Source organism: Citrobacter freundii ATCC 8090 = MTCC 1658 = NBRC 12681 (assembly GCF_011064845.1).
Lineage (GTDB): Bacteria > Pseudomonadota > Gammaproteobacteria > Enterobacterales > Enterobacteriaceae > Citrobacter > Citrobacter freundii.
On sequence record NZ_CP049015.1, the window covers coordinates 1,569,337 to 1,585,422 of the forward strand.

The following is a 16,086-nucleotide window of genomic DNA, read 5'->3' on the forward strand; positions in this document are numbered from 1 at the left end:
TATTAAATAAGCAGAAAAGATGCTTAAGGGATCACGATGCAGAACAGCGCTTTGAAAGCCTGGTTGGACTCTTCTTACCTCTCTGGTTCTAACCAGAGCTGGATAGAACAGCTCTATGAAGACTTCTTAACCGACCCTGACTCGGTAGATGCTAACTGGCGTTCGACGTTCCAGCAGTTACCTGGTACCGGAGTCAAACCGGATCAACTCCACTCAAAAACACGTGATTATTTCCGTCGGCAGGCGTTGATTACTCCACGTTACTCTTCTTCTATCTCCGACCCTGATGCCAATGTGAAGCAGGTTAAAGTCCTGCAGCTCATTAACGCCTACCGTTTCCGCGGTCATCAGCATGCGAATCTTGATCCGCTGGGACTGTGGCAGCAAGAAAATGTGGCCGATCTGGACCCGTCTTTCCACGATCTGACCGATGCGGATTTCCAGGAAAGCTTTAACGTAGGTTCTTTTGCCGGCGGCAAAGACACCATGAAGCTGAGCGACCTGGTTGTTGCGCTGAAACAAACCTACTGCGGCCCAATTGGCGCCGAGTATATGCACATCACCAGCACCGAAGAAAAACGCTGGCTTCAACAGCGTATCGAGTCTGGCCGTGCCGCATTCAGTAGCGAAGAGAAGAAACGCTTCCTGAGCGAACTGACCGCAGCAGAAGGTCTGGAACGCTACCTGGGCGCTAAGTTCCCGGGCGCGAAACGCTTCTCGCTGGAAGGCGGTGATGCGTTAATCCCAATGCTCAAAGAGATGATCCGCCACGCTGGTAACAGCGGTACCCGTGAAGTGGTGCTGGGTATGGCGCACCGTGGTCGTCTGAACGTTCTGGTTAACGTACTGGGCAAACGCCCGCAGGAACTGTTCGACGAATTTGCGGGCAAACATAAAGAACACCTCGGCACCGGTGACGTGAAGTACCACATGGGCTTCTCGTCTGATATCGAAACCGAAGGCGGTCTGGTACACCTGGCGCTGGCGTTTAACCCGTCGCACCTGGAAATCGTTAGCCCGGTGGTTATCGGCTCCGTACGTGCACGCCTGGATCGTCTGGACGAGCCGAGCAGCAATAAAGTACTGCCAATCACCATCCACGGCGATGCGGCGGTAACCGGGCAGGGCGTGGTTCAGGAAACCCTGAACATGTCGAAAGCGCGTGGTTACGAAGTGGGCGGTACCGTGCGTATCGTCATTAACAACCAGGTTGGCTTTACTACCTCTAACCCGTTGGATGCGCGTTCTACGCCGTACTGCACCGACATCGGTAAGATGGTTCAGGCGCCAATCTTCCACGTTAACGCGGATGACCCGGAAGCGGTCGCTTTCGTGACGCGTCTGGCGCTGGACTTCCGTAATACCTTCAAACGTGATGTGTTCATCGATCTGGTGTGCTACCGCCGTCACGGCCACAACGAAGCCGACGAGCCGAGCGCAACCCAGCCGCTGATGTATCAGAAAATCAAAAAGCATCCGACCCCGCGTAAAATCTACGCTGACAAGCTGGAAGCGGACAAAGTCGCCACGCTGGAAGATGCGACCGAAATGGTCAATCTGTACCGTGATGCGCTGGATGCTGGTGAATGCGTGGTGAAAGAGTGGCGTCCAATGAACATGCACTCCTTCACCTGGTCGCCGTACCTCAACCACGAGTGGGACGAAAGCTACCCGAACAAGGTTGAGATGAAGCGTCTGCAGGAGCTGGCAAAACGTATCAGCACCGTGCCTGAAGCCGTTGAAATGCAGTCGCGTGTTGCCAAAATTTACGGCGACCGTCAGGCCATGGCCGCAGGCGAGAAGCTATTCGACTGGGGTGGGGCAGAGAATCTGGCTTACGCCACGCTGGTGGACGAAGGCATTCCGGTTCGTCTGTCGGGTGAAGACTCCGGTCGCGGAACCTTCTTCCACCGTCACGCGGTCATTCATAATCAGGCGAACGGTTCAACCTACACGCCGCTGCAGCATGTGCATAACGGCCAGGGCACGTTCCGCGTATGGGACTCCGTGCTGTCTGAAGAAGCGGTACTGGCGTTCGAGTATGGTTATGCCACGGCAGAACCGCGCACGCTGACCATCTGGGAAGCGCAGTTCGGCGACTTCGCCAACGGTGCGCAGGTGGTTATCGACCAGTTCATCTCTTCCGGCGAGCAGAAATGGGGCCGTATGTGCGGTCTGGTGATGCTGCTGCCGCACGGCTACGAAGGTCAGGGTCCGGAGCACTCCTCCGCGCGTCTGGAACGTTATCTGCAACTTTGCGCTGAGCAAAACATGCAGGTTTGCGTCCCGTCTACCCCGGCACAGGTCTACCACATGCTGCGTCGTCAGGCGCTGCGCGGTATGCGCCGTCCGCTGGTGGTGATGTCACCGAAGTCGCTGCTGCGTCATCCGTTGGCGGTGTCTACGCTGGACGAACTGGCAAATGGCACCTTCCTGCCAGCCATTGGCGAAGTCGATGAACTTGATCCGAAAGGCGTGAAGCGTGTCGTGATGTGTTCTGGTAAGGTTTATTACGACCTGCTGGAGCAACGCCGCAAGAACGACCAAAAAGATGTTGCCATTGTGCGCATCGAACAGCTCTATCCGTTCCCGCATAAAGCGGTGCAGGAAGCGCTGAAACCGTTTGCTCATGTACATGATTTTGTCTGGTGCCAGGAAGAGCCGCTCAACCAGGGCGCATGGTACTGCAGCCAGCATCATTTCCGTGAAGTAATTCCATTTGGGTCAGCTCTGCGTTATGCAGGTCGCCCGGCCTCTGCCTCTCCGGCAGTAGGGTATATGTCCGTTCACCAGAAGCAGCAACAAGATCTGGTAAATGACGCGCTGAACGTCGATTAAATAAAGGATAAATAATGAGTAGCGTAGATATTCTTGTTCCCGACCTGCCTGAATCCGTAGCGGATGCAACGGTTGCAACCTGGCACAAAAAACCGGGCGATGCAGTACGTCGTGATGAAGTACTGGTAGAAATCGAAACTGACAAAGTGGTACTGGAAGTACCGGCATCAGCGGACGGTATTCTTGATGCGGTTCTGGAAGATGAAGGGACAACCGTCACTTCTCGCCAGATCCTTGGTCGCCTGCGTGAAGGCAACAGCACCGGTAAAGAAACCAGCGCTAAGTCTGAAGAGAAAGATTCTACTCCGGCACAGCGCCAGCAGGCGTCTCTTGCTGAGCAGAACAACGATGCCCTGAGCCCGGCGATCCGTCGCCTGCTGGGTGAGCATAACCTCGAAGCCAGCGCTATCAACGGCACCGGTGTCGGCGGTCGTATCACGCGTGAAGATGTTGAAAAACATCTGGCGAAAGCCCCGGCTGCGAAAGCCGAAGCAAAAGCGCCGGCAGCAGCACCTGCACCACAGGCTCAACTGGGCGCGCGTGGCGAAAAACGTGTTCCGATGACCCGTCTGCGCAAACGCGTAGCCGAGCGTCTGCTGGAAGCGAAAAATTCCACCGCCATGCTGACCACCTTCAACGAAGTCAACATGAAGCCAATCATGGACCTGCGTAAGCAATACGGTGATGCGTTCGAGAAACGCCACGGTATCCGTCTGGGCTTTATGTCTTTCTACGTGAAAGCGGTAGTTGAAGCGCTGAAACGCTATCCGGAAGTGAACGCGTCCATCGACGGCGATGACGTGGTTTATCACAACTACTTTGATGTCAGCATGGCGGTCTCCACGCCGCGTGGCCTGGTCACGCCGGTCCTGCGTGATGTGGATCTGCTGGGTATGGCAGACATCGAGAAGAACATTAAAGAACTGGCAGTTAAAGGTCGCGACGGCAAGTTGACGGTTGAAGATCTGACGGGCGGTAACTTCACCATCACTAACGGTGGTGTGTTCGGTTCCCTGATGTCCACGCCGATCATCAACCCACCGCAGAGCGCCATCCTGGGTATGCATGCCATCAAAGATCGTCCGATGGCGGTAGACGGCAAGGTTGAAATCCTGCCGATGATGTATCTGGCGCTGTCTTATGACCACCGTCTGATCGATGGTCGTGAGTCAGTAGGCTTCCTGGTAACCATTAAAGAGTTGCTGGAAGATCCAACGCGTCTGCTGCTGGACGTGTAGTTAATAAGAGTATCACCTGCCCCGTAGGTCTGGATGCTTATCAGACCTACGGGTAAAAGATAACGATTACCTGAAGGATGGACAGAACACATGAACTTACATGAATATCAGGCAAAACAACTTTTTGCCCGCTATGGCTTACCGGCACCGGTGGGTTATGCCTGTACTACTCCGCGTGAAGCAGAAGAAGCCGCTTCAAAAATCGGCGCTGGCCCGTGGGTAGTGAAATGTCAGGTTCACGCTGGTGGCCGCGGTAAAGCGGGCGGTGTGAAGGTTGTGAACAGCAAAGAAGACATTCGCGCTTTTGCTGAACACTGGTTGGGTAAACGTCTGGTCACCTACCAGACAGACGCTCATGGCCAACCGGTAAATCAGATTCTGGTTGAAGCCGCGACCGACATTGGTAAAGAACTTTACCTCGGCGCAGTTGTTGACCGTAGCTCCCGTCGCGTGGTCTTCATGGCCTCTACCGAAGGCGGCGTGGAAATCGAAAAAGTAGCGGAAGAAACCCCGCACCTGATCCACAAAGTGGCGCTCGATCCGCTGGCAGGCCCGATGCCTTACCAGGGTCGCGAGCTGGCGTTCAAACTGGGTCTGGAAGGTAAACAGGTTCAGCAGTTCACCAAGATCTTCATGGGTCTGGCGACTATCTTCCTGGAGCGCGACCTGGCGCTGATCGAAATCAACCCGCTGGTCGTGACCAAGCAGGGTGACCTGATCTGCCTCGACGGCAAACTGGGTGCTGACGGCAACGCGCTGTTCCGCCAGGCTGACCTGCGCGAAATGCGCGACCAGTCTCAGGAAGATCCGCGTGAAGCGCAGGCTGCGCAGTGGGAACTGAACTACGTTGCGCTCGATGGCAACATCGGTTGTATGGTTAACGGTGCGGGCCTGGCAATGGGCACCATGGACATCGTTAAGCTTCACGGCGGCGAACCGGCTAACTTCCTCGACGTTGGTGGCGGTGCGACCAAAGAGCGTGTAACCGAAGCGTTCAAAATTATCCTCTCTGATGACAATGTTAAAGCCGTACTGGTTAACATCTTCGGCGGTATCGTACGTTGCGACCTGATCGCCGACGGTATCATCGGCGCGGTAGCAGAAGTAGGTGTAAACGTTCCGGTCGTGGTACGTCTGGAAGGTAATAACGCTGAACTCGGCGCGAAAAAACTGGCTGATAGTGGCCTGAATATTATTGCAGCGAAAAGTCTGACGGATGCAGCTCAGCAGGTTGTTGCCGCAGTGGAGGGGAAATAATGTCAGTTTTAATTAATAAAGATACCAAGGTTATCTGCCAGGGCTTCACCGGTAGCCAGGGGACATTCCACTCCGAACAAGCGATTGCTTACGGTACTCAGATGGTTGGCGGCGTAACGCCAGGTAAAGGCGGCACCACGCACCTGGGCCTGCCGGTGTTCAACACCGTGCGTGAAGCTGTAGAAGCGACTGGCGCTACAGCCACCGTTATCTACGTTCCGGCACCGTTCTGCAAAGACTCCATACTGGAAGCGATTGATGCTGGTATCAAACTGATTATCACCATCACCGAAGGCATCCCGACGCTGGATATGCTGACCGTGAAGGTGAAGCTGGATGAAGCTGGCGTGCGCATGATCGGCCCGAACTGCCCAGGTGTGATCACCCCGGGCGAGTGCAAAATCGGCATCATGCCGGGCCACATTCACAAGCCGGGTAAAGTGGGTATCGTTTCCCGTTCAGGTACCCTGACCTATGAAGCGGTTAAGCAGACTACCGACTACGGTTTCGGCCAGTCCACCTGTGTGGGCATCGGTGGTGACCCGATCCCAGGCTCTAACTTCATCGACATCCTGAAGCTGTTCCAGGAAGATCCGCAGACCGAAGCGATCGTCATGATCGGTGAGATCGGCGGTAGCGCTGAAGAAGAAGCGGCGGCATACATTAAAGATCATGTAACCAAGCCGGTTGTGGGTTACATCGCGGGTGTGACTGCGCCGAAAGGTAAGCGTATGGGTCACGCGGGTGCGATCATCGCAGGTGGGAAAGGTACGGCGGATGAGAAATTCGCTGCGCTGGAAGCTGCAGGCGTGAAAACTGTTCGTAGTCTGGCCGATATCGGCGAAGCGCTGAAAACCGTTATTAAGTAATAAATAAAAAACAGCCCTGACTCTCTGCGTAGTCAAGGGCTGGTCCCGTTTCGACATGGTTGGCCATCTGATGATGGCCTTTTTTTATTTTTAGTTATCTGAATCTTGCAAATTACTCATAATCATCTGCATAAATGAGATTATTTTTTGCGGTGAACATCATTCTTTCTCTTGATTAAATTCTGCATATTACCGGCTTTAATTTCATTAATGCCGGAGGATACCGTGTCGTTGAAAATTCAGGATGATTACCTACAACGTTTTTTCTCAATAGCAAAGGTATTTTCCAGTGCGACTGGATTAGCCACCGTCGTGGTTGATGTTACCGGAAAAATTCTCTCGGATTGTCATAATTTTAATTCGTTCTGCACATTAATGCGGGCGGATGAACGCTATTGTGTGAGTTGCCAAAAGTGTGACAAGTATTGTGCTTTTGAAGGATTAAAACACCTTAAACCCAGAATACTCAGCTGTCATGCAGGGCTAAGTCTGTTTTCTATGCCATTAATTCGCGAGGGGCATCTGTACGGTTTTATGCTCTGTGGGCAGGTGCGGGCAAAATATCAGGAATATAAAACAATCATTATTGATAATGAATACTCATGGATGGATGAACCAAAAATAAAAACTGAATGGAGTAAGGTGGCGGTAGTCGATAATAATACGCTGGTGGCATCAGCAAATTTATTGAATTTTATTATTGATAATTTTGAGACAGAACAACAATCTGATGAGATTGTTATCCCAGCGACCAGTTACATGCGTCATTATTTTACAGAACCTTCCCGACACGAGAAAAAGCTACTGGCAGCGTTGCGTTATATCGATGAGAATTTGTATGGTGAATTATCCCTTGAATCCGTAGCAGCTCACGTCTGCTTAAGCGCAAACTATTTCAGCCGTTTTTTTAAGAAACGGCAGGGCGTTAACTTTAAAACCTGGGTGAATCAGAAAAAAATGCAAAAAGCGGGGGAGTTATTGCACGATCCCGTTCATTCCATAGACAGCATTGCCCGGAAACTCCAATACGCACAAACCAGCTACTTTTGCCGCGTTTTCCGGGCGGCGCATCAAACGTCGCCCCAGTCTTTTCGTCATGCCAGACTGTCACAGTAAAGGTTTTCTGGCAGCTTGAAGGCTTCAGGGATAAAAGAGAGCCGATCGCTCAGGGTAACCACATCACCAATCACTATCAGTGCAGGGGGAAGGATGTTAGCTTCCTGCGCCTTGCTCAGTAGTGAACCGAGCGTACAGGTCAGTCGGCGCTGATTATCGCGGGTGGCAGACATAATTAGCGCTGCAGGCGTATCTGCTGATTTTCCACCCATCAATAATTCCTCACAGATAAACGCCAGATTGGCGATGCCCATGACGATAACCAGCGTACCATTCAGTTTTGCCAGTTGACGCCAGTCCTGCTGTTGGTTGCCCTCCCGTGTATGGCCGGTAACTACGTGAAACCCCGAGGCGAAATCGCGGTGTGTTACCGGAATCCCGGCATAGGTCAGGCCACCAATGGTTGAGCTGATACCCGGCACCACTTCAAACGGGATGCCCGTCTCGACGAGATCCTCAACTTCTTCAGCCCCGCGTCCAAAAACATACGGATCGCCACCTTTCAGACGTACAATATTATTGTGAGTTTGGGCATACTGGACAAGCAGCGCATTGATTTCATCCTGGGGTACACAATGGAAGCCTGGGTTTTTGCCGACATTGATAAGCAGGCAATCTGGTAATGCCCATTCCAAAATTTTAGGATTGACCAGCCGATCATAAATAATGACATCAGCCTGTTTAATGCACATCATTGCTTTGAGGGTGAGCAATGAAATATCACCGGGACCTGCACCAACGAGCCAGACCTTTCCGAAAGTTTTCACATTGTGTCCTTTATCACATCGATCAAAAAAAGGCAGAAACTACATCAAGGAATGATAAAAAGCAGTCGTTTGCCCGTAAGTTATAACGTGAAATTATCCAAAATTATCGCATTGATAATATTGATTAATCTCGCAAAGTTTTTTCTGCAATAAACAAGATGACTTGAAAAATTATTAAGAACTTATTGGCACTATTTGCTTAAGTTTAACCTTATTTAAATTGTGTTTATTGTTTCCCTTAAGTATTATTGGTTAATATTTACCCGTCATCAGTGTGAGTAAATCATGGATTGGATCAATGACATCAATGGATAAAATAAAATATAACTCTCGATGCTTATCTGGGTGTCTTGAATTATTTTTTATAAATTAAACTATTTTTGTACGCTGCAAATGGAAGAGGTTATGAGAGGAAAAATACCCAAGACGGAGTTGCTGGTAACTTTTGAAGTGGTTGCGCGTCACGAAAGTTATACCCGGGCAGCTGAAGAGCTGGCTTTAACACAAAGTGCTGTTTTCCGCCAGGTAAATGCACTGGAGGATTTTCTCAATACCGCGCTATTTAATCACGCCAAAAAACGCATTTTTTTAAATGCGGCTGGCAAACACTATTTAAGCATCGTTAAAGAAACGTTAAATAAGCTTGAACGAGATACGACGACGATAATGACCTGGCAGCCGACGGTACAGGTTATTGAGCTGGCGGTGAATCCGACGTTCAGCACGCACTGGCTGATCCCAAACCTGCGGGAATTTAACAAACTTAATCCTGATATTATCGTGAACATTCATTCCCTGGCGAATATTGGTGATTTTCTCAATCGAGAGTATGACGCGGCAATCATGCGCGAAGACTTTTATTCGCCATGGTCAGGGGTTGAGTACCTGTTTGAAGAGGAGATTCTGCCGGTATGCAGTCGCTGTTTGCTGGCCGAACCGGAACGAAAACTGGCGGTAAACGAATTACTAAACGAATTCCCGCTATTGCACCAAAGCACGCGTATCAAAGGTTGGCAGGAATGGTTTGCGCTGTCAGATGTCAGCAGTCCGCTGGTGAATAAAGGTCCGAGATTTGATTTGTTATCGATGCTGATCGCGGCGGTCCGCTCTAATCTGGGCGTTGCGCTGCTCCCGCGTTTTGCCATTCAGCACGATCTGGACAGTGGCGATATGGTCATTCCTTGCGATGTTCCGATGCGTACCGGAAATCGATTTATTATGACATGGCGTGAAGAAAAATCGGAATCCGAGCATTTACAGATTTTCCGCAACTGGTTGCTCAGTAAGTCCGTAGTATCGGCTGCCTGAGGGTGGCTTATGCCTTATCAGGCCTACAACGATGGGTAGGCCGGATAAGACGCGTTAGCATCGTTATCCGGCAAAAGAACGGCTACCAGTCGATCCCAATCTGTGCCTGAATACCGCGGTCAAACGCGTGTTTGACCGGGCGTATTTCACTGACCGTATCGGCCAGTTCCAGTAACAGCGTATGGCATCCGCGTCCTGTGACGATAACGCTCTGACCGACAGGACGATTTTCGATGGCGTTGATAACCTCTTGCGTATCCAGATAGTGGTAAGCCAGCATGTAGGTGAGTTCATCCAGCACCACTAGATCGTAATGCGCATCAGCCAGCATGCGCTTACTTTCCTGCCAGACAACCGTTGCCGCTTCGATATCTGCTTGCCGATTTTGGGTTTCCCAGGTAAATCCGGTACCCATAATATGGAATTCGACGCCGAGCGGTTGCAGTGTGTTGTACTCACCATTATCCCACTGACCTTTAATAAACTGCGCGATGCCAACGGTTTTTCCGTGACCCACTGCGCGCGTTGCCGTGCCAAAGGCTGCGGTGGATTTTCCTTTTCCATTGCCGGTGAAGACAATCAGGATCCCTTTCTTCTCCGTTGCAGCCGCTACGCGGGTATCAACCTGCTCTTTTAGCTTCTGCTGACGCTGACGGTGTCTGTCGTTATTGGCGCGCGCTTCCATGGAAACTCCTTAATGCCCTGCCGGACAAGTTGCGCAGCGATGCTGCTGCTCGAACTGGCTGAAGAAGTTATTACCTTTGTCATCCACTAATACGAAGGCGGGCATATTTTTAACTTCCATCATCCACACCGCTTCCATTCCCAGTTCTGGATATTCAAGACACTGCAGACTCTTCACGTACTGTTGCGCCAGTAGGGCGGCGGCACCGCCAATGCTGCCGAGGCTAAATCCACCGTGTTTGTGACAGGCATCAGTGACCTGCTGGCTGCGGTTACCTTTGGTGAGCATAATGAGGCTGCCGCCTTGTGCCTGGAAAGCATCGACATACCCATCCATGCGCCCGCCGGTGGTGGGTCCCATTGAGCCACAGGCCTGATTTTCCGGGGTTTTGGCTGGACCAGCATAGTAAACGATATGCTTTTTCATGTATTCCGGCATCGGTTCACCGTTATCCAGTCGCGCTTTGATGTTCGCGTGAGCGATATCGCGAGCCACAACAATCGGGCCGCTTAACGACAGACGTGTACCAATGGGCAAGGCGGAGAGATCATGCAGGATCTCGCGCAGCGGACGGTTCAGATCCAGTTGTACGGTCTGGGCGCCGTTTTCTACCCGGTGAGAATCGGGGATAAATTTGCCCGGATTATGCTCGAGTTTTTCCAGCCAGATACCGTGTTTATTAATTTTGGCTTTAATGTTGCGGTCGGCAGAGCAGGAGAGGGCCATCGCGATTGGGCAGGAGCCGCCGTGGCGCGGTAAGCGAATTACGCGAATATCGTGGGCAAAGTATTTACCGCCAAACTGCGCCCCGATGCCAAACTCACGGCTGGCATTGAGCAACTCGGCTTCCAGCGCCGTATCACGGAACGCCTGGCCCAGCTCGTTCCCGCTGGTGGGCAGATTATCGTAATATTTGGTTGAAGCCAGTTTGGCGACTTTCAGCGTCTGGTCGGCGGATAAGCCCCCAACCACAAAAGCGATGTGATACGGCGGACAAGCGGCTGTACCCAGTGATTTCATTTTTTCGATCAGGAACGCGGTGAGCTTTTCCGGCTGCAGAATGGATTTGGTTTCCTGGAATAACGCCGCCTTATTGGCAGAACCGCCGCCTTTGTTGACGAACAGGAATTTATATTCATTGCCCGGCGTGGCGCTGATGTCGATTTGCGCCGGCAGGTTTGTCTGAGTATTGACCTCGGTATACATGTCCAGCGGGGCATTTTGCGAGTAACGCAGATTGTTTTCGGTGAAGGTGGTATACACGCCTTTGCTTAAGGCTTCGGCGTCATCGCCGCCGGTCCAGACATGTTGCCCTTTGCTGGCCACAATGGTTGCCGTCCCGGTGTCCTGGCAGTTAGGCAGTACACCTTTAGCTGAAACCTCTGCATTGCGCAGCAGCTGCAATGCGACGTACTTATCGTTACCGCTGGCCTGTGGGTCGTGCAAAATGCTGGCAATCTGTTTTAAATGTCCGGCGCGCAGGAAAAATGAAGCCTCATAAAACGCCTGCTGTGCTAACAAGGTTAACGCTTCCGGTGCAACCTTGATCACTTCCTCTCCGTCTAACTCCGTTACCGTAACGTGCTGGTTACTGAGTAATTCATATTCGGTACTATCTTTACTCTGAACAAAGAGTTCCTGCCAGACAAATGGTTTAGACATGTTTACTTCTCACCTCTTCGTATTGTTTGCCGGATAAGCAATGTGCCATCCGGCGTAAAGTTATTTGGCTAAAAAGACGTTGGCTTTTGTCGCTTCGGCGACATATTCGATAGTTTTTTGGGCACGAACGCTGTTTCCGGCTTCATCAAGCGGCGGAGAATAGACCGCAATCGCATATTCGCCTGGGACGACGGCAACCATGCCGCCGCCGACGCCGCTTTTCGCCGGAATGCCAACGGTGTACAGCCATTTACCGCTGCCGTCGTACAGTCCGGCAATTGCCATTTCTGCCAGTACTTGTGGAACATATTTCTCATTCAGCAACTGTTTGCCGTTGAACGGAGATTTGCCTTTGTTCGCCAGTACGGCACCCATTTTGGCCAGTTGCTCAACGGTGATATCCACCGAGCACTGGCGGGTATAAATTTCAACGGCTTCGTCAGTGTTGCCATAGAAGCTGTTATAGGATTCCATCAGTTTGGCCAGCGCCTGATTGTGCTGGTTGGTTTCCATTTCAGATTTGAAAACCGGTTCGTTTACGGTGAGAGTGGCATCGGCCCAGACGTTCAGGTTGTCGAGGATTTTGTTCCAACGATCGGTTTTGTCTTTGGCTTCAATCAGGCTAACGGTGCTCATGGCCCCGGCGTTTACCAGTGGGTTTTCAGGCGCGCCTTTGGTCAGTTCAACGGCCAAACCTGAGTTGAACGGCATGCCGGTGGCATTGGCGCCAAGTTTATCCAGCACTACCTGTGGACCGTGCTGCTCCATGGCGAGCGCCATGGTGAACACTTTACTCAGGGATTCCATTGGGAAAGGTTTGTTAACATCGCCAACCTGGTAGATCTTGCCGTCCACCGTCGCAATGGTGATGGCAAAATTTTTCGGGCTATAGGTCGCCAGAGCAGGGATGTAGTCGGCGACTTTTCCATCGTTATTACTTTTGTACTTCTGATGAGCCTGTTCTATCAGCTTGGCGTAGTCGGGCGTGGTTTGCGCGAATGTGGTTGCGCTAAACAAGACGCTGAAAGAAAAGAGACTCACGCCGATAATTGTTTTATTCATTGTGCGTTCCTGTTGGTGTGCTCATCTTGATGCCGGATGGCGGCGTACCGCCTAATCCGGCCTACGGATAGTTAAACGTTATGTAGGCCGGATAAGCGCAAGCGCCATCCGGCAATAACGTAGTATCAGGACAAAGCGACTTCCGTTTCGGTAACCGGGCGTTCCTGTTCCGGTGACTTCACTGGCGCAGTTCCACGGCAACCTTGGCCGAAGTGCTCGCCTTCCCAACGGCCCACAATGGCAGCGCCCATGGCGTTACTCATGACGTTGGTAGCGGAACGACCCATATCGAGGAACGGATCGACACCCATAAGCAGGATCAAACCCGCTTCCGGAATGTTGAATTGGTTCAGTGTGGCGGCGATAACGACCATCGAGGCACGCGGTACACCCGCCATCCCTTTAGAGGTCAGCATCAGAATTAACAACATGGTAATTTGCTCGCCCATGCTCAGTTCGATGTTGCACGCCTGAGCAATAAAGACAGTGGCAAAGGAGCAATAAGCCATGGAGCCGACCAGGTTAAAGGAGTAACCGATAGGCAGAACGAAGCTGGCAATTTTTGAGGAAACGCCGAATTTTTCCAGCTTGTCCAGCGTACCCGGGAAGGCGGCTTCAGAGCTTGAAGTGGTAAAGGCCAGCAAAGCGGGTTCGAGGATTGATTTAGTTAACCGTGCGATGCAAGGCCCGACGATCATAGTAGACAGGCCAATCAGGATCGCCCACAGCATACCCAGCGTCAGGTAGAACTCACCCATGAAGATCCCGGCGCTAACCATCACACCCAGACCACGTTCGGCAATCAGACCTGAAATAGCGGCAAAAACGGTCAGTGGCGCAAACAGCATGACGTAACCCGTCAGCTTCAGCATCACGTGCACCAGTGAATCCAGCACTTTCACAATAGGGTCGGCTTTTTCACCAATCGCAGCGAGGCTGCAACCAAGGAAGATGGAGAACACGACGATCTGCAGAATTTCGTTACGCGCCATCGCATCGACAATACTGGTCGGTACCGCGTGTGAGATGAACACTTTCAGCGTGAATGGCTCTGACTTAACGGCGGCAACAGCGCCGACATCATGTGGCACAAAGTTGATACCTGCGCCTGGCTGGAAGATATTTACGATAACCAGACCCAGCGCGATTGACAGCAATGACGCGCAAATAAACAGGAAGAAGGTTTTCGAAAATATACGTCCCAGCGTTTTAGCATCGCCCATTTTGGCAATACCCACAACCAGAGTTGAAATAACCAATGGTGCGATAATCATTTTCACCATACGTAAGAATATAGTGGTAAAAATGGAAATGTCTGCTGCATAAGATTTTGCTGTTTCAGCCGCGGCCATATTATTTATGGCCACCCCGGCAATCATGCCGAGTATCAGGCCTAATATGATCATCTTCGTTAAACTTATTTTCTTCATGTGTACTCCATCGGATAAAGGTTGGTAATTGGAATTGTGTAGGGTGGCGTGCGCCTGAGCCTGGACAGCAGCTTAGACGCACGCCTGTTGTGACCAACCGCATGAATAATTCGAAGCACTGTGATACAGCTGAATTCTGTGCCCCAATGGTTGTTATTGTGTTTTTTGTTACAAGTCGAACTCAATACTTAATAATGGTGCGTGTTGCTGTGCACCATAAACATCATTGTCACCGACGTTGCCGGAAATAATATCGCGCGGTATGACGATTTTTACGGCATTCGCCGGATCGAACCATACAATATTGTGAATAAAGTCAGGTTTAACGTTATATAAACCGGCAATAAGCTGCGGTGTTAATTGCTCTGAGCGTTTTACGCGCTGATAATCTTCCCGGGTTTTAAATAAAATATCTAAAACCAGTTCGTACGGTCCGGCGTTTTTCGAGCGAATAACTTGTGCCAGTGAACAAATTGAGTGTTTCATGCCTGAACTCCTTCTGGCGTCACCTGTTCAATGTGGAAATCAAAACGCAGCGCATCGCTCGCTTCAATCAGGTGATAGATCGAGAACTCATACACCGGTCCACTCTGAATATCAGATGGCGAGAACGGGAAGGCGAGGTTGCCCGCAGTCGCAATGCGATTTTCATAGCCGTAGTGCAGCAGGGTAGAGCGCACCAGCGAGCAAACGCTGTTGGCGATGTCCTGCGTCGGCGCAACGACATCCAGTAAAATTCCCAGTTCATGGCCCGCTGTTTTCATCGGCTCATGGTTGCCCATCACACCGTTCTTACCGTACAAGTGGAACGTCATGCGGATACTGTCGTCATTCAGGGAGAGGTTACGTGCAACGCTTGCCTGTACCTCTTCAAGAATCGTGTCAATCCCGGCAATCATAATCGGGTCGCGTGTTCCGGCGATGGTCAGGCAACGGAAGCCAACCTGGCGTGCACCTTCCAGTTTCAACGCATACGGTGTTTCTTCATGGCGTGAACCGCTGACATACACTTCACCCTCGTTAACCTGGGTGAAAGTGCACGCTTTCAGGTTCAGCACACCGCCTGGCCCTGGCAGGAAGTAAGGATCTGACTTCTCGTACAGGGTGTGCGCCGCAGCAGAAGTTTCAGTGAACTTACGCTTGGGATTGAACGCCTTCAGCGTAAAGCCGTTGTCGTCGATAATCCCCATCGCACAATCGGAGCCGGAGCCAGGGGTGGCGGCAATGGCAGCACACTCAAGGATCTTACCGCAATGAAGCGCCAGACCTTCATCAAAGCCCTGCATAATCGGCAGCGCGGCGAAGCAGGCCGGATCGTAGGCTCGTCCGCCCAGGACCACCTGTGCACCGGCTTTCAGCGCACGCTGGAAAGGCTCGACGCCCATCTGCGCGACAATGTAGGTGCTCTCTTCAATGGCCTCGTGAGTCAGTTCAGGCACAAAATCGAGCGCGGTGATTTTGCCGTTATCCAGTGCCTGATGAACGATTTCTTTGTCGACATCAGACGGAATTAGCGCCATTGAGAAAGACAGTTTTTCTTCCTGCGCGATCTCATGGATTATTTGGCGACACCACTCCAGATGCGGAGCTGCGCCAGAACCACCGGCTGTGCCGATCACTACCGGGATGTTGTTCTTAACGCCTGCCATAATCATATAGCGCAGATCGCGTTTCACACCGGCCCTGTCGGTAAAGGGTTTACCTGCCCCCAGGTAGTGGGGGCCAGGATCGGAGGAACCTGCGTCAACAGCAATAAGATCCGGTGACTCTTCCATGGCTTTACGAAAACTTTCTTCCGGGAAGCCATAACCCAGGATAGCCGTAGGCGATAAGATCTTAAATGTGCGTGCCATC

13 protein-coding genes are annotated in these 16,086 nt (G+C 51.5%); 6 read left to right on the plus strand and 7 right to left on the minus strand.

Translation table 11 applies throughout. The annotated features are described in order from the left end of the window. Positions 1–36 precede the first annotated feature (36 nt). From sucA to G4551_RS07515, 5 genes are all read left to right on the plus strand, one after another. Positions 37–2,838, plus strand: a complete 2,802-nt coding sequence (sucA, locus tag G4551_RS07495) for a 2-oxoglutarate dehydrogenase E1 component (RefSeq protein ID WP_003022923.1) — start codon at positions 37–39, stop codon at positions 2,836–2,838. A gap of 14 nt (positions 2,839–2,852) precedes the next feature. Further along, positions 2,853–4,076, plus strand: coding sequence for a 2-oxoglutarate dehydrogenase complex dihydrolipoyllysine-residue succinyltransferase (gene odhB / locus G4551_RS07500; RefSeq protein WP_003022925.1), 1,224 nt, complete (start codon positions 2,853–2,855; stop codon positions 4,074–4,076). Between the two features lie 90 nt (positions 4,077–4,166). Continuing rightward, a complete protein-coding gene (gene sucC, locus G4551_RS07505) occupies positions 4,167–5,333 on the plus strand; it encodes an ADP-forming succinate--CoA ligase subunit beta (protein WP_003022927.1) in 1,167 nt (388 codons plus the stop codon). Beyond that, entirely contained in the window at positions 5,333–6,202 is an 870-nt protein-coding gene (gene sucD / locus G4551_RS07510) for a succinate--CoA ligase subunit alpha (RefSeq protein ID WP_003022929.1), read from the plus strand. Before sucC ends, sucD begins: the two co-directional genes overlap by 1 nt. 225 nt (positions 6,203–6,427) lie before the next feature. Next, complete coding sequence (locus G4551_RS07515; RefSeq protein WP_032939278.1) at positions 6,428–7,318, plus strand: PocR ligand-binding domain-containing protein; 891 nt, start codon at positions 6,428–6,430, stop codon at positions 7,316–7,318. On the opposite strand, the gene cobA is transcribed toward G4551_RS07515, so the two are convergent. Beyond that, complete coding sequence (cobA, locus tag G4551_RS07520) at positions 7,297–8,085, minus strand: uroporphyrinogen-III C-methyltransferase (RefSeq protein WP_003835432.1); 789 nt, start codon at positions 8,083–8,085, stop codon at positions 7,297–7,299. The genes G4551_RS07515 and cobA overlap by 22 nt on opposite strands. A 405-nt stretch (positions 8,086–8,490) precedes the next feature. Between cobA and G4551_RS07525 the strand changes: the two genes are divergently transcribed. Beyond that, positions 8,491–9,393: a LysR substrate-binding domain-containing protein gene (locus G4551_RS07525; protein WP_003022936.1), complete on the plus strand. Its 903-nt coding sequence runs from the start codon at positions 8,491–8,493 to the stop codon at positions 9,391–9,393. 82 nt (positions 9,394–9,475) lie between these two features. On the opposite strand, the gene cobO is transcribed toward G4551_RS07525, so the two are convergent. The 6 genes from cobO to G4551_RS07555 form a co-directional block, all read right to left on the minus strand. Continuing rightward, positions 9,476–10,078 (minus strand): cob(I)yrinic acid a,c-diamide adenosyltransferase, encoded by a 603-nt coding sequence (gene cobO / locus G4551_RS07530; protein ID WP_003835430.1) that lies wholly within the window; start codon positions 10,076–10,078, stop codon positions 9,476–9,478. Between the two features lie 9 nt (positions 10,079–10,087). Then, positions 10,088–11,740: a class I fumarate hydratase gene (locus G4551_RS07535; protein WP_003835428.1), complete on the minus strand. Its 1,653-nt coding sequence runs from the start codon at positions 11,738–11,740 to the stop codon at positions 10,088–10,090. A 60-nt stretch (positions 11,741–11,800) separates the two neighbouring features. Continuing rightward, on the minus strand, positions 11,801–12,802 hold the full coding sequence (gene glsA / locus G4551_RS07540) for a glutaminase A (protein WP_003022944.1): 1,002 nt from the start codon (positions 12,800–12,802) through the stop codon (positions 11,801–11,803). A gap of 125 nt (positions 12,803–12,927) precedes the next feature. After that, positions 12,928–14,232 (minus strand): dicarboxylate/amino acid:cation symporter, encoded by a 1,305-nt coding sequence (locus tag G4551_RS07545; RefSeq protein ID WP_003022946.1) that lies wholly within the window; start codon positions 14,230–14,232, stop codon positions 12,928–12,930. A 168-nt stretch (positions 14,233–14,400) separates the two neighbouring features. Beyond that, positions 14,401–14,718, minus strand: coding sequence for a DUF4387 domain-containing protein (locus tag G4551_RS07550; RefSeq protein WP_003835424.1), 318 nt, complete (start codon positions 14,716–14,718; stop codon positions 14,401–14,403). Beyond that, positions 14,715–16,085: an acyclic terpene utilization AtuA family protein gene (locus tag G4551_RS07555; protein WP_003835421.1), complete on the minus strand. Its 1,371-nt coding sequence runs from the start codon at positions 16,083–16,085 to the stop codon at positions 14,715–14,717. Before G4551_RS07555 ends, G4551_RS07550 begins: the two co-directional genes overlap by 4 nt. Position 16,086 lies beyond the last annotated feature (1 nt).

Bases quoted from the DNA above. Each gene is read 5' to 3' on its own strand.
- G4551_RS07525 (WP_003022936.1), top strand. From the start codon at position 8,491: ATGAGAGGAAAAATACCCAAGACGGAGTTGCTGGTAACTTTTGAAGTG.
- G4551_RS07545 (WP_003022946.1), bottom strand. From the start codon at position 14,232: ATGAAGAAAATAAGTTTAACGAAGATGATCATATTAGGCCTGATACTC.
- G4551_RS07550 (WP_003835424.1), bottom strand. From the start codon at position 14,718: ATGAAACACTCAATTTGTTCACTGGCACAAGTTATTCGCTCGAAAAAC.
- odhB (WP_003022925.1), top strand. From the start codon at position 2,853: ATGAGTAGCGTAGATATTCTTGTTCCCGACCTGCCTGAATCCGTAGCG.
- sucD (WP_003022929.1), top strand. From the start codon at position 5,333: ATGTCAGTTTTAATTAATAAAGATACCAAGGTTATCTGCCAGGGCTTC.
- G4551_RS07535 (WP_003835428.1), bottom strand. From the start codon at position 11,740: ATGTCTAAACCATTTGTCTGGCAGGAACTCTTTGTTCAGAGTAAAGAT.
- glsA (WP_003022944.1), bottom strand. From the start codon at position 12,802: ATGAATAAAACAATTATCGGCGTGAGTCTCTTTTCTTTCAGCGTCTTG.
- sucA (WP_003022923.1), top strand. From the start codon at position 37: ATGCAGAACAGCGCTTTGAAAGCCTGGTTGGACTCTTCTTACCTCTCT.
- cobO (WP_003835430.1), bottom strand. From the start codon at position 10,078: ATGGAAGCGCGCGCCAATAACGACAGACACCGTCAGCGTCAGCAGAAG.
- sucC (WP_003022927.1), top strand. From the start codon at position 4,167: ATGAACTTACATGAATATCAGGCAAAACAACTTTTTGCCCGCTATGGC.
- G4551_RS07555 (WP_003835421.1), bottom strand. From the start codon at position 16,085: ATGGCACGCACATTTAAGATCTTATCGCCTACGGCTATCCTGGGTTAT.